The sequence below is a fragment of the Streptomyces sp. NBC_00377 genome, from assembly GCF_036075115.1.
Taxonomy (GTDB): Bacteria; Actinomycetota; Actinomycetes; order Streptomycetales; family Streptomycetaceae; genus Streptomyces.
Window position 1 is genome coordinate 2,862,577 of the sequence record NZ_CP107958.1, and the last position, 13,662, is coordinate 2,876,238.

The 13,662-nt window shown below is 71.6% G+C and carries 12 protein-coding genes; 3 read left to right on the forward strand and 9 right to left on the reverse strand.

Going from position 1 to position 13,662, the window contains the following annotated elements; genetic code table 11:
- Positions 1-29: 29 nt before the first annotated feature.
- Positions 30-641 (reverse strand): flavodoxin family protein, encoded by a 612-nt coding sequence (locus OHS71_RS12810; RefSeq protein ID WP_328479517.1) that lies wholly within the window; start codon positions 639-641, stop codon positions 30-32.
- Between the two features lie 104 nt (positions 642-745).
- On the opposite strand from OHS71_RS12810, the gene OHS71_RS12815 reads away from it, so the two are divergent.
- Complete coding sequence (locus tag OHS71_RS12815) at positions 746-1,147, forward strand: winged helix-turn-helix transcriptional regulator (protein WP_328479518.1); 402 nt, start codon at positions 746-748, stop codon at positions 1,145-1,147.
- Here the strand turns inward: OHS71_RS12815 and mutM are convergent.
- The 8 genes from mutM to recG all read right to left on the reverse strand — a co-directional run bounded on the left by mutM (position 1,120) and on the right by recG (position 8,612).
- Positions 1,120-1,980 (reverse strand): bifunctional DNA-formamidopyrimidine glycosylase/DNA-(apurinic or apyrimidinic site) lyase, encoded by an 861-nt coding sequence (mutM, locus tag OHS71_RS12820; protein WP_328479519.1) that lies wholly within the window; start codon positions 1,978-1,980, stop codon positions 1,120-1,122. The two genes, OHS71_RS12815 and mutM, sit on opposite strands and share 28 nt — an antisense overlap.
- 82 nt (positions 1,981-2,062) lie before the next feature.
- Positions 2,063-2,866, reverse strand: a complete 804-nt coding sequence (gene rnc, locus OHS71_RS12825; protein WP_328479520.1) for a ribonuclease III — start codon at positions 2,864-2,866, stop codon at positions 2,063-2,065.
- A 19-nt stretch (positions 2,867-2,885) separates the two neighbouring features.
- Positions 2,886-3,059 carry a 50S ribosomal protein L32 gene (gene rpmF / locus OHS71_RS12830; RefSeq protein ID WP_007493396.1) on the reverse strand — a complete coding sequence of 58 codons (174 nt, stop codon included), beginning with the start codon at positions 3,057-3,059 and terminating at the stop codon, positions 2,886-2,888.
- Between the two features lie 2 nt (positions 3,060-3,061).
- Positions 3,062-3,715, reverse strand: coding sequence for a YceD family protein (locus OHS71_RS12835; protein ID WP_328479521.1), 654 nt, complete (start codon positions 3,713-3,715; stop codon positions 3,062-3,064).
- 253 nt (positions 3,716-3,968) lie between these two features.
- Positions 3,969-5,021, reverse strand: coding sequence for an ATP synthase F0 subunit B (locus OHS71_RS12840; protein ID WP_328479522.1), 1,053 nt, complete (start codon positions 5,019-5,021; stop codon positions 3,969-3,971).
- A gap of 111 nt (positions 5,022-5,132) precedes the next feature.
- Entirely contained in the window at positions 5,133-5,612 is a 480-nt protein-coding gene (gene coaD / locus OHS71_RS12845) for a pantetheine-phosphate adenylyltransferase (protein WP_328484491.1), read from the reverse strand.
- A 26-nt stretch (positions 5,613-5,638) separates the two neighbouring features.
- The gene (rsmD, locus tag OHS71_RS12850; RefSeq protein WP_328479523.1) at positions 5,639-6,223 is read right to left on the reverse strand and encodes a 16S rRNA (guanine(966)-N(2))-methyltransferase RsmD; all 585 of its coding nucleotides are present in this window, start codon (positions 6,221-6,223) and stop codon (positions 5,639-5,641) included.
- A 166-nt stretch (positions 6,224-6,389) separates the two neighbouring features.
- Positions 6,390-8,612 (reverse strand): ATP-dependent DNA helicase RecG, encoded by a 2,223-nt coding sequence (gene recG, locus OHS71_RS12855; protein WP_328479524.1) that lies wholly within the window; start codon positions 8,610-8,612, stop codon positions 6,390-6,392.
- A 166-nt stretch (positions 8,613-8,778) separates the two neighbouring features.
- On the opposite strand from recG, the gene OHS71_RS12860 reads away from it, so the two are divergent.
- Both OHS71_RS12860 and OHS71_RS12865 read left to right on the forward strand, forming a co-directional pair.
- Complete coding sequence (locus OHS71_RS12860) at positions 8,779-10,626, forward strand: HSP90 family protein (protein ID WP_328479525.1); 1,848 nt, start codon at positions 8,779-8,781, stop codon at positions 10,624-10,626.
- Positions 10,626-13,613 carry a tetratricopeptide repeat protein gene (locus OHS71_RS12865; RefSeq protein ID WP_328479526.1) on the forward strand — a complete coding sequence of 996 codons (2,988 nt, stop codon included), beginning with the start codon at positions 10,626-10,628 and terminating at the stop codon, positions 13,611-13,613. The genes OHS71_RS12860 and OHS71_RS12865 overlap by 1 nt, the downstream gene beginning before the upstream one ends.
- The last annotated feature ends 49 nt before the right edge of the window (positions 13,614-13,662 follow it).

Genomic DNA, 13,662 nt, shown 5'->3' on the forward strand with positions numbered 1-13,662 from the left:
ACGGCGGGTGGCTGACCCCGCAGAAACGATCATGCAACCTGGGCGCGGCCGGCCAGGAAGACCCGTGCGGTCTCGGCGACCCGCCGGCCCAGGTGCTCCGCCGTGGCCACGTCGGCCTTGTGGACGGCCTCCGCACCCTCGTCGACGTTGGTCTGAGCGGCCGCGCCGAGGAACACGCCGAGCCGGTTGAGGTCGTTCTCGGAGCCGGTGCTGCTGTTCCAGCCGGGCAGCAGACCGAGGTTGACCCAGTGCATGCCCAGCTGTGCGGCCAGGATCTGGAAGAACTGGAGCGTGTGCAGCTTGTCTCCGCTCTTGGAGCCGGAGTTGGTGAACCCGGCGGCCAGCTTGTCCTTCCATGCCTGGGTGGCCCAGCGCGCCGAGGTCGCCTCGGCGAAGGCGTGGAAGGCGCCGGACGCTGTTCCCATGTAGGTCGGTGAACCGAACACGATCGCGTCCGAGCCGTCGAGCAGCGTCCACTGCTCCTCGGTGATCTCGTCGACCTTGATCAGACGCACCTCCGCACCGGCGTCGGCGGCCCCGGCACGGACGGCCTCGGCGAGGACGGCGGTGTGGCCGTATCCGGAGTGGTAGGCGACGGAGACGACGGGGACAGGAAGGACGGAAACAGCGGGGACAGACACGCGTACTCCTCGATTCGGCGGTTCAGGGCGGTGACCAAAGGAAAGCACTAACTTTTAGTTAGTGCAACCTACAAGCTAGCGCTACCTTCGCGTACGCTTGAGGCATGGACATCACCCAGGAGCGCACGGAGGACCAGGACCTCCCGTTCGACGTGTTCGCCAGGGCCTGCCCCTCGCGCGGCACGCTGGAGCACGTCACCGGCCGCTGGGGCGGACTCACGCTCGGGGCGCTGTACGAGGGCTCGCTGCGCTTCAACGAACTGCGCCGCCGGGTCGACGGCGTGAGCGAGAAGATGCTGTCGCAGACGCTGCACGCGCTGGAGCGCGACGGTCTGGTGCACCGCGAGGCCCAGCCGACCAACCCGCCCCGGGTGGACTACGAACTGACCCCGCTGGGGCGGGACGTGGCCGAGCGACTGCTGTCCCTCATCCACTGCGTGGAGGGGCGCATGGGTGATGTGCTGGCCGCCCGCGAGCGTTACGACGGTATGCGCGGCACCTTCTGACACTTCGGGCAGAAGTAGCTGGACCGGTTCATCCACGGACGGCGGCGCATCGGTGTGGCACACCGCCTGCACGGCAGACCCTCACGACCGTAGGCGTCCAGTGACCGGTCGAAGTAGCCGGACTCGCCGTTGACGTTGACGTACAGGCTGTCGAAACTGGTGCCGCCCACCGCGAGGGCCGCGTTCATCACGTCCCGCACATGGCCGAGGAGTTCCAACGTGCGCGGGCGCGTGAGGTTCCCGGTCGGACGGTCGTAGTGCAGACGGGCACGCCACAGCGCCTCGTCCGCGTAGATGTTGCCGACCCCGCTGATCAGCGACTGGTCCAGCAGAGCCCGCTTGATGGTGGTGCGTCTGCGTCGCAGGGCCTGATGGAACGCCTCCTCGTCGAACAGCGGGTCGAGGGGGTCGCGGGCGATGTGCGCGATGACGTCCGGCAGGCCGTCGGGGGTGGTGTCGTGCAGCGAGAGACCGCCGAAGGTGCGCTGGTCGACGAAGCGCAGCTCGGTGTTCACCTCGTCCGCGAAGCGGACCCTGACGCGCAGGTGCTTCTCGTCGGGGGCCTCGTGCGGCTGGACCAGGAGCTGTCCGCTCATGCCGAGGTGGGCCAGGACCGCCTGGTGCGTGTCCTCCAGCGGCAGCCACAGGTACTTGCCACGGCGACCGGGGTCGCCGACGCGGTGGCCCTTCAGGCGGTGCGCGAAATCGTCGGCGCCGGCCGGGTGGCGGCGTACGGCGCGCGGATGCAGCACTTCCGCGTCGGCGACCGTGCGATGGGCGACCCATCGCTCCAGACCGCGCCGGACGACCTCGACCTCGGGCAACTCGGGCATGGGATCCCCTGTACCGAGCGCCCGCATCCCAGTGGGGGGCGGGCGCTCGTCTCGTACCGCTGTTCTACTGTTCCGCTGCTGGTCAGGCGGAGGCGGACTCCGTGTCCGGGCTGCCGTCGGCGGCCGGGACGGCCGTGGCCGCCTTGGCTCGCTCGTCCGCCGCGGCCCGGATGGACCGCCACGCGGACTCGGCGGCCTGCTGCTCCGCCTCCTTCTTGCTGCGGCCGGTGCCGGTGCCGTACGAGACGCCTCCGACGCGGGCAGCAGCAGTGAAGGTCTTCTCGTGGTCGGGGCCGGTCTCCGTGACCAGGTACTCGGGGACACCGAGCCCTTCGGTCGCGGTGAGCTCCTGGAGACTGGTCTTCCAGTCCAGGCCGGCACCGAGGTTCGAGGACTTCTCGATCAGCGGGTCGAACAGGCGGTGCACCAGTTCGGAGGCCGCGTCGAGGCCCTGATCGAGATAGACCGCGCCGATCACCGCTTCGAGGGTGTCGGCGAGGATGGATGCCTTGTCCCGGCCGCCCGTGCCCTCTTCACCCCGGCCGAGCCGGATGAAGGAACCCAGGTCGAGGCCACGGCCGACCTCCGCCAGCGCACGCGAGTTGACCACCGCGGCCCGCAACTTGGCCAGCTGGCCTTCGGGCAGGTCGGGGTGGGTGCGGTACAGCGTGTCCGTGACGACGAGACCGAGCACGGAGTCCCCGAGGAACTCCAGCCGCTCGTTCGTCGGCAGGCCGCCGTTCTCGTATGCGAAGGAACGGTGGGTCAGCGCACGCACCAGAAGGGCGGACTCGAGCCGATAGCCGAGCCGCCCTTCCAGAAGCGTGTGGGACGAGGCCGTGTCCGCCTTGTTCTTGGCGGTCGTGTCCGCCTTGGCGTCAGACATGAAGCCTCTCACCAGCCGCTCAGACCTCGAGGACCTGGCGCTTGTTGTAGGTGCCGCAAGACGGGCACGCGATGTGCTGCAGCTTGGGCTCGTGGCAGCGCTCGCACGCAACCAGGGTGGGGACCGCAGCCTTCCACTGCGACCGGCGGTGGCGCGTGTTGCTGCGCGACATCTTCCGCTTCGGAACAGCCACGGCTACTTCTCCTGCTTCTCGTTGGCGGGCGCCGGTCGAGGCGCTTCGCCACTCATCTCGTCCTTCTCGCCGTCTTCGAGTGAACCGGCGAGTCCCTGCAGTGCCGCCCAACGGATGTCGGTGGCGTCATGGTGGTGGTCCGGGTCGTCCGTGAGCCGCGCTCCGCATTCGGAGCACAGGCCCAGACAGTCGTCCTGGCACACCGGCTGCATCGGCAGTGCGAGCACCACCGCATCACGCAGCACGGGTTCGAGGTCGAACAAGCCGTCCTCGATGAAGAGCCTGTCCTCGTCTTCCTCGGCGTCGTCGACCGGCTCCGCTTTGGGGCGGCCCCGGTCGTCGGCGTCAGGGTACGAGAACATCTCCTGGAAATCCGCTTCGAGCTCCAGCTCCAGCGGCTCCAGACACCTTACGCACTCCCCCTCGGCCTGTGCACGGGCGGTGCCTGTGACCAGGACACCTTCCATGACCGACTCGAGTCGGAGCTCGAGCTCCACCGGGGCGCCCTCGGGCACTCCGATCACTCCCTGGATCCCGAGATCCCGGGGAGCCTCGAACTCGCGGGTCAGGCGCTGTAGCGCACCGGGCCGCCGCCCCAGCTCGTGTGTGTCGAACACGAGAGGCTTGCGATGGTCGAGGCGGGCGTTCAGGGCCATTCCTGCTTTCGATCTTCCGAGCTCGGGGGACGCTGCCCCAAGGTACTGCGGGCAGCTTTGATCGCGGGCGTATACGAAGTCAGCAGAACGCACACGCGACCGAAGAGACAGGATACTGGAGCTTTCGCCCACAGCCCAATCCGGGCCCTGCCCCCCTCCCGCCCCGGTCCTGCCCGCACTCCTGCCTGCCGTCCCGCCCGGCGCTGCGCGGGCCTACGGGCACGGTCGCGCGGGCGGGTTCCGCAGCCGACGCCTACAGGCCGCGTCCCTGCTCGTAGGCGCGCAGCTGCTCGGCACTGATCATGCCGGTGTCGAAGAGGCTGGTCTCGTCGAGGGCGTACTCCTGCTGGGCCTGCTGGGCCTGCTGGGCGGCCTGGTTCGGGTCGTAGGGGGCCTGCTGGGTGTCGTAGTAGGCGTAGGGGTCGGCCTGCTGCTGGTAGCCGTACGCGTCCTGCCCGCCGTACCCCTGCTGCTGCTGTTGCTGATAGCCGCCGTAGGGGTCGGGCTGCTGCTGGTAGCCGTACGCCGGCTGCGGTTCCTGCTGGTCGTACGGCTGCTGGGCGGGCTGTGCGGCCGCGGCGTCCTGCTCCGCGAGGGCGGTCAGGTCGGCGAGGTAGTCGGCGTCGGAGGAGTGCTGGAACGTCGTGGCGTCGTCGGCGAGGGCGCCCAGGTCATCCGTGGCGATACGGCCGTGCAGCTTCTGACGGCCGCGGCCGACCGCGTCCAGGGTCTTGGCGAGGACCGCCTCGAAGGCGCCCAGCTTGGTGTCGACGTAGGCGTCGGCGTCACGGCGCAGGGTCTCGGGGTCGTGGCTGCGCTCGGGGGCGTCCTCGTCTTCGTAGCCGTTCTCGTCGACGCCGGGTCCGGTGCCGAGCAGCTTCTCGCGGCCGCGGCCGACCGAGCCGAGGGTCTTGGTGAGGACGACCTCGAAGTTCGCGAGCTTGGAGTCCACGTAGTCGTCGGCCTCCGCTCGGACCTCCTCGGCCTCCTTGCGGGCCTCGGCGAGGATGCGGTCCGCCTCGTCCTGCGAGCGGCGCGCGATCTCGGTGTCCGAGATCAGGGAGCCGCGTTCCGCATGCGCGGTGGAGATGATCCGGTCGGCCTCCTGGCGGGCCTGCTCGACCATCTGCTCACGGCCGCCGATCAGCTCCTCGGCCTGGGCGAGGGAGTCCGGAAGGGCCGCACGCACCTCTTCCAGCAGGGCGAGCAGATCCGCGCGGTTGACCACGCACGAAGCCGACATCGGCATCGACCGGGCACTGGAGACCGCCGTGACGATCTCGTCGAGCTTCTTCTGCACGTCCACCGGTTGCTCGCCACTCTCTACAGCTGTGTTGGAGACGGACGGGACGACTGTACGGCCATGCGGTGTCCGCCGGACACCGGGTGACGGGCCGTCAGGAATCCGGTCCGGGGGTCAGTCCTGGCGCAGCCGCTCGCCGAGGGCCTCCAGGACCAGCGGCGGCACCAGGTGGGAGACGTCGCCGCCCCAGGTGGCGACCTCCTTGACCAGGGAGGAGGAGAGGAAGCTGTACGTGGGGTTGGTCGGCACGAACAGCGTCTCGACGCCCGAGAGGCCGTTGTTCATCTGCGCCATCTGGAGCTCGTAGTCGAAGTCGCTGACCGCCCGCAGGCCCTTGACGATGGCCGGGATCTCGCGCTGCTTGCAGAAGTCGACGAGGAGACCGCGGAAGGCCTCGACCCGGACGTTCCCGTACTCGGCGGTGACCTGGCGGATCAGGTCGATCCGCTCGTCGATCTCGAACAGGCCCTTCTTCGACTTGTTGATCATGACCGCGACATAGACCTCGTCGTACAGCCGAGAGGCGCGGGAAATGATGTCGAGGTGTCCGTTGGTGATCGGGTCGAACGACCCGGGACAGACGGCACGGCGCACTTGTGGTCCCTCGCTCTCCAGTCCGGTCATCGTGCGTCTTCGCACGTAGAGGCGGCGCGACCGTACCAAAACGTTCCCTCGCCGTAGCGACGGGCCCGCAGTGCTTCGAAGCCGTCCGGCCAGGGGAACTCCCCGCCTCTGGTGCTGCGCTCCACGGTGACGAGGGCATCGGCCGCGAGCCAGCCCCCCGAGCGGAGTGTGAGCAGGATCTCCCGAAGATCGTCGTTCGCGACGGCGTACGGGGGATCCAGGAAGACGAGGTCGTACGGGGCCGCCGGCGCTGCCTCGATGATCTGCCGGGCCTTGCCGGCCCTGACCTCGGCGCCGGGCAGACCGAGGGTCTTCACGTTCTCCCGGATCGTGCGGGCCGCTCGCGCGTCGGCCTCGACCAGGAGGGTGTGGCCCGCGCCCCGGGAGAGCGCCTCCAGGCCCACGGCGCCGGACCCCGCGTACAGGTCGAGGACGCGTTCGCCGTCGAGAGGGCCGCCCAGCAGCGACTGCCAGGTGGAGAAGAGGCCCTCGCGTGCGCGGTCGGAGGTGGGGCGGGTGCCGGTCCCTGGCGGCACGGCCAGGCGACGTCCACCGGCTGCGCCGGCGATCACGCGGGTCATCTCGGGGTCCTTGTTCGGGGGCGGTTCGGGTACCGGTACGGATACGGGTCCAGTCTGGCAGGCGGAGGCGTCCGGGCGCCTTTGCCGGGGAGCGGCTCCGCGCCGCCCCTGTGCGGTGCCACGGGAACCGCCCGGTGCTCGCGCCCCGCACACCGGGACGGTGGCTTCAGCCCTTGTCCAGGTACTGCTCCCGCTCCTCGTCCAGGAGGGCGTCCAGGGCCGTGCGCAGACCGGGGAGGGTCTCGAGCTCCGGGTCGGCGGCGACCAGGCGGGCCGCCTCGTCCCTCGCCTCCGCGATGACCTCCTCGTCCTCGATGACCGCGAGTACGCGCAGGCTGGAGCGGGCGCCGGACTGGGCCTGGCCCAGGACGTCACCCTCGCGGCGCTGCTCGAGGTCGATCCGGGAGAGTTCGAAGCCGTCGAGGGTGGAGGCGACGGCGTTGAGCCGCTGGCGGGCCGCGCTCGCCTCCGGCATCTCGGAGACCAGGAGGCACAGGCCGGGCGCCGAGCCGCGGCCGACCCGGCCGCGCAGCTGGTGCAGCTGGGAGACACCGAAGCGGTCGGCGTCCATGATCACCATCGCTGTGGCGTTCGGCACGTTGACACCGACCTCGATGACGGTCGTGGCGACCAGGACGTCGGAGTCGCCTGCGGCGAAGCGGCGCATGACGGCGTCCTTGTCGTCCGGGGGCATGCGGCCGTGCAGGACCTCCACCCGGAGGCCGTGCAGCGGGCCTTCGGCGAGTTGGCCGGCGATGTCGAGGACGGCGAGCGGCGGCCGCTTCTCGGCCTCGTCCTCGGGGGACTGCTTCTTCGCCCGGCCGGACTTCTTGTCCTCCTCCTCGTCGCCGATGCGCGGGCAGACGACGTACGCCTGATGGCCGTTCGCGACCTCCTCGCGGACCCGCTCCCAGGCGCGGGCGAGGAAGTGGGGCTTGTCGGCGGCCGGGACGACGTGGCTGGCGATGGGTGAGCGGCCGGCCGGGAGCTGGTCGAGGACGGACGTCTCCAGGTCGCCGAAGACGGTCATGGCGACGGTGCGCGGAATGGGTGTGGCCGTCATGACGAGCAGGTGCGGGGGCTGCTTGCCCTTGCCTCGCAGTGCGTCGCGCTGTTCCACACCGAAGCGGTGCTGTTCGTCGACCACGACCAGGCCGAGATCGTGGAACTTGACCTTGTCCTCGATGAGCGCGTGCGTGCCGATCACGATGCCGGCCTCTCCGGTGACGAGGTCGAGCAGAGCCTGCCGGCGGGCGGCCATGCCCATGGACCCGGTCAGCACCACGACCTTGGTGGCGCGCTCGGACCCGCCCAGCATCCCGCCCTCGGCCAGCTCGCCCATCATCTCGACGACCGAGCGGTGGTGCTGCTGGGCGAGGACCTCGGTGGGGGCGAGCAGGGCGGCCTGTCCGCCGGCGTCGACCACGGCGAGCATGGCGCGCAGGGCGACCATGGTCTTGCCCGAACCCACTTCTCCCTGGAGCAGCCGGTGCATCGGGTGGTCCGTCGCCAGGTCGTCGAAGATCTCCTTCGAGACCTTCTGCTGGCCGTCGGTGAGGGTGAAGGGGAGGCGGGCGTCGAAGGCGGTGAGCAGGCCGTCGGGGGCGGGCACGCGGGGAACGGCCGGGAGTTGGGCGTCGGCGTGGCGGCGGCGGGCGAGGGCGACCTGGAGGACGAACGCCTCGTCCCACTTCAGGCGGGCGCGGGCGTCGGCGATGTCCGCCTTGGTGTGCGGGCGGTGGATCTTCAGGAGGGCCTCGGGGAGGGTGACCAGGCCACGGCCGTCCCGCAGGGAGTCCGGGAGGGGGTCGACCGCCTCCTGCGCGTGGGGCAGGACGGTCTGGATCGCCTTGCCGATCTTCCAGGACTCCAGTTTCGCGGTGGCGGGGTAGAGCGGGATGAGGGCGCCGGCCCAGGTCTCGACGGATTCGTCGGTGTCGGCCCGCAGCAGTTCGTAGGCCGGATGGGCCAGTTGGAGACGCCGGTTGAAGACCGAGACCTTGCCGGAGAACATCGCGCGCGTGCCGGGCAGGAGGTCCTTGTGGGGCTTGTGGACGCCGCTGCCGAAGAAGACCAGCTGGAGCCGGCCGCTGCCGTCGGTGATGGTCACCTCCAGCCGCTGGCCCTTGCCCCGGGGTGCCTTGGCCGAGGCGAAACTGTGCAGGCGGGCGTCGGCGACCTGGGCGACCACGGTGACGTGCTCGTCCATGGGGAGGTCGGCGAGGTGGGTGAGCTGGCCGCGCTCCTCGTATCTGCGGGGGTAGTGGTGCAGGAGGTCGCCGACGGTGTGCAGGCCGAGGTGCTCGGCCATCACCTTCGCGGTGGCGGGGCCGAGCACTGACTTCAGTGGCTGTTCCAGTGGTTCTTCCAGTGCGGGCACGAGATCCATTCCACACCACACCACTGACATTGCCGCATATGTGTCCCGAAACCCCTGGTCAGGCGGCTCGTTCGGGCTCTAGGATGGCGCGCTCCGGCCATCATCCGCGGTCACCGCCCCACCGGGACCGCCCGACCCCGCGCCGTGTCCTCCCCCAGCCCGCGGCGCTGCAGCGATGGACTCCCAGACCTCACAGTCATCCCAGCCGCCCCACACGTTCCAGGTCGACCTGCGTGGTCTGGTGGACCTGCTGTCCCATCACCTCTACTCCAGTCCCAAGGTCTACCTGCGCGAACTGCTCCAGAACGCAGTGGACGCGATCACCGCCCGGCGGGCCGAGGAGCCCGACGCCCCGGCACGGGTGCGGCTGTTCACCGAGGACGGCCGGCTGCGGGTGGAGGACTCCGGCGTCGGACTCACCGAGGACGACGTGCACAGCCTGCTGGCGACGATCGGGCGCAGTTCCAAGCGCGCGGAAGGGCTTCAGGACGTCCGCTCGGACTTCCTCGGCCAGTTCGGGATCGGGCTGCTGGCCTGTTTCGTGGTGGCCGAACGGATCCGCGTGGTCAGCCGCAGCGCCCGTACGCCGGACGCTCCGCCGGTGGAGTGGACGGCGCGCGACGACGGCTCCTACACCGTGCGGACGCTGCCCCATGAGGAGCGCCCGGAGCCGGGCACCACGGTGCATCTGGTGGCGCGGGCGGGCGCCGGGGAGTGGCTCACGGAGCCGCGGGTGCTGGCGCTGGCCCGGGACTTCGGGTCGCTGCTGCCGTACGACGTCCGGGTCGGCGACGAGGCGGTCACCGACCTGCCGGCGCCCTGGAACCGGTCCTACCCCTCCCCCGCCAACCGTCGGGTGGCACTGGCCCGGCACTGTCACGAGCTGTTCGGGTTCACGCCGTTGGACTCGGTGGAGCTGGACCTGCCGGTGGCGGGGGTGCGCGGGGTCGCGTACGTGCTGCCGTCGGCGGTCAGCCCGGCGCAGCGTGCCGGTCACCGGGTGCACCTCAAGGGAATGCTGCTGACCGAGCGGGGCGAACAGCTGCTGCCGGACTGGGCGTTCTTCGTGCGCTGCGTCCTGGACACCGACAGTCTGCGGCCGACGGCCTCGCGGGAGGCGCTGTACGAGGACGAGACGCTCGCGGCGGTACGGGAGGCGCTGGGCGAAAGGATCCGGTCGTGGCTGACGGGGCTGGCCGCCGGTGATCCCCAGCGGCTGGCGGCCTTCCTGGAGGTCCACCACCTGGGCGTGAAGTCGCTGGCGCGGCACGACGCGGAGATGCTGCGCACGATGCTGCCCTGGCTGCCCTTCGAGACGACGGACGGGCGGCTGTCGCTGGAGGAGTTCGCGCAGCGCCACGCGGTGGTGCACTTCACGCGGACCGTGGAGGAGTACCGGCAGGTCGCGCCGATCGCGTCCGCGCAGGGCATCGGAGTGATCAACGGCGGTTACACGTACGACAGCGAGCTGGTGGAGGTGCTGCCGTCGGTGCGGCCGGGGACGGTGGTCGCCGAGCTGGACGCGGACACCGTGACCGCCCACCTGGACGCCGTCGCCCCGGCCGACGAGCTGGCGCTCGCGGGCTTCCTGGCGGCCGCGCGGGCGAAACTCGATCCGCTGGGCTGTGACGTCGTCCTGCGGGCCTTTCACCCGTTGTCGGTGCCCGCGCTGCATCTCGACGACCGGGGCGCCCGGCACGAGCAGGCACGCGCGCAGGCCGAGGCGCAGGCCGACGACCTCTGGGCGGGCATTCTGGGTTCGCTGCGCGGGAGCGCCCCGCGCGCACGTCTGGTGCTCAACCATCTCAACCCGCTGATACGGCGGATCAGTTCGTTGAACGATCCCGAGCTGATCGGCACCGCCACGGAGTCGCTGTACGGGCAGGCGCTGCTGATGGCGCAGCGCCCGCTGCGGCCCGCCGACTCGGCGCTGCTGAACCGGGCGTTCATCGGCCTTCTGGAATGGGCCACGCACGGGGAGTCGGCGCCCGGGGAGCCGACCGAGGGACAGGGCGGTCACTGATGGGTGAGATCACGGACTTCGACTCCCTGCGCCGGGCGATGGCGGAGAACGGCGAGCAGCCGGAGGGCCCGGCCCGTAACACGCGCGCGGAACAGCTGCTGGCGGAGGCCGAGCGGCTCGGCATCCCGCTCGCCGTGATCGAGGCGCTCGGGCACCAGTTGAAGGTCTACAACTACAGCTCCGAGAAGGCGAAGATGTTCGTCCCGTTCGCGCGGCTGCTGCGCATGTGGGACGAGCGGCCCGAGGACTTCGACGAGTACGAGACGCACTCGCTGCACTGGGTCTTCAAGTGGATGTCGGCCGGCATGCTCGACCAGCCGCACGTGCCGCTGGCTTCGGTGGAGAAGTGGCTCGGCGAGATGGAGCACCGCTACCGGCTCGCCGGGCACTCCGCGCGGGCGGTGCGCAGCGCCGAGTTCAGCGTGGCCGCGCACGTGGGCGATGCGGAGCGGGCCGAGCGGGCGTTCGCCGCCTGGCTGGCCGCCGACCGTGACGCCATGGCCGACTGTCACGCGTGCGAGCTGCACGGGCAGGGCTGGTGGCTCGCTGAGCGCGGCCGGGACGCGGAGGCGCTGGACCTGTGGGCGCCGGTCCTGGAGGGCGAGTTCACGTGCGCGCACGAGCCGCACACCGTGCTCGCGTCGTCCCTGGTGCCGCTGCTGCGGCTGGGCCGCGTGGAGGAGGCCCGCGCCCACCATCTGCGGGGCTTCCGGCTGGTGCGGTCCATGGAGAGCATGCGGGGCGCCTACGCCGACCACGTCGAGTTCTGCGCGCTGACCGGGAACGAGGCGCGGGGCCTGGAACTGCTCGCGGAGCGGCCGGCCTACTTCACGGACGAGGGACACCCGCACAGCAAGCTGGAGTTCCTGAGCGTGGTGGTGCTGCTCATGGAACGCCTGTCCGCCCTCGGGCTCGCCGGTCAGCGGGTGCCCGGACCGGCCGGCCGGGAGTGGACGGCCGGGGAACTCGCGGCGCACGCGCGTGGGGAGGCCCTCGCGCTGGCCGCGCGCTTCGACGAGCGCAACGGCACGTCGTACGTCAGCGAACGGGCCCGCGCGCGGATGACACAGCAGCCGCTGGTGGACCGGCTGCCGCTGGGCGTACGGGCGGCTCGCCCCGCTGCCTCCGCGGCCCCGGCGGCGCCCGTGACCCCGGCTCCGGTTCCGCAGTCCGGCGAGCCGGACCTGCCGGCCCTGATCGCCGAGGCCCGGCGGCTGTCCGACACCCTCCAGCCGCTTGCCGTCGAGGCGTGGGCACACGTGGCGCGGCTGGCCGAGACGATGGAGGGCGTCGAGCTGGGGGCGCGTGACCGCGCGGAGATCGCCGACCACGAGGCGATCGGCCTCGGCCCGGAGGGCGCCGAAACGTTCGAGCGCGCCGCCGAGCTGTACGCGGCGGCGGGCGACCCCGGAGAGGCGCTGGCCGCACGCACGCGTGCGGCGTACGTCCGTGCGCTGGCCGGGGAGGTCGACGAGGCGCTCGCGGCGGTCGCCGACCCCTACGACCGGGTTCTCGCGCTGTACGCCGAGGGCGGCACGCAGGTGCCGCAGGCGGCGGGCGTGCTGATGGGACGCGCGCGGATCCTGATGCGTCGCGTCCACGAGGCCGAGGAAGCGGTGGAGGAGCCGGTCCTGACGGAGGCCGAGGCAGCCGTACGGGAGCTGCTGGCCCTCGTGGACGGGCGGACGGGCGACGACGTACGGCTCGCGGCCCGGGTCGCCGAGGGCCACGCGATGCTGGCGGAGCTGGCGACGCGCTCCGGCGACCCGGAGGCGGGCGCGGAGCTGTTCGCGCGGGCCGCGGCCGAGTTCGTCGAGACGGGCCTGCCGTGGTTCGCGGTGGAGTACGAGGCCCGGCTGGCCGGTCTCGCCCATCAGCTGGGCGACATGCGGGAGGCGGAGCGCGCCCTGCGGGCCGCCCTGGAGCACGGCGGGCCGTACCTGGAGGCGGTCGGGCGGGCACAGCTGCACCTCCAGCTCGCCGAGGTCGTCGGCGGCCGCGGACAGGCCGACGAGGCCGCGGAGCACGCCCTGGAGGCCGCGCACTGGGCGGACGAGGCGGGCGCGGGCCCCACGTTCGGCGCGTGGGCGCGGCACCAGCTCGGCGGGTTCCTGGTGCGCCAGGGCCGCTGGGCCGAGGCCGCCGAGGTGCTGGAGTCCGCGCTGGCGGACCTGACCGCCGAGACGCACGGCGACGGCGCCGTCGTGCAGACGCAGTGGTGGCTCGGTGACTGTCTGAGCGAGCTCGGGGACCACCGGGACGCCGCCGAACGCCGGCTCCAGGCGGCCGAGATCGCCCGGCACTGGCCGGAGCAGCACGACCACGCGACCCTCGCCCACCTGGCCGCCGAGTCACTGGGGCAGGCCGGCCTGCACACCGAGGCGGACCGGGCCTACGTGCGTGCGGGCGAGCTGTGGCGCGGTCTCGGCAACGTCCACGGGCTGGTGCGGTCCCTGCGCGCCCGCGCGTGGCTGGCTTTGCGCACGGAGGGCGGCACGGACACGGCGCGCGATCTGATGACGAGTGCCGTGGAGAGCTGCGCGGACGCGTTCGACGCGGCGGACGACGACGAGGCCCGTCTGCGGCTGATCGCCGAACTCGGCCACACGCACCGCCAGTTCGGGGACCTGCTCGCCCGTTCCGCGGCAGAGGACGCCGACGACGACTCGATCCGGGCCGCCCTGGAGGAGGCGCTGTCCCAGATGGACGAGGCCCTCGCGGTGTTCGTCGCCCTGGGCGAGGAGGCCCTGTACGCCCGGACCGGCGCCGAGCTGGCCGCGGGCTGGCTGGAGACCGACCTGGGGCGTCCCGTGGAGGCGGCCGCACGCGCGCGTGCGGTACTGAGGGCCTACGCCGACGCCGAGGCCGACCAGCACACCGGTTCCGACGCCGTCGGCGGCGAGCAGGGGGAGGACGAGCCGGTGCGGGAGCGGCGGTCCGAGGCGGAGCAGTTGTTGCAGGCGGCGAAGGAGCAGAAGGATCGTTGAACGATCCCTTCCGTCCCGCCGCCCTCTCCCGCCCTCTCCCGCCCTCTCT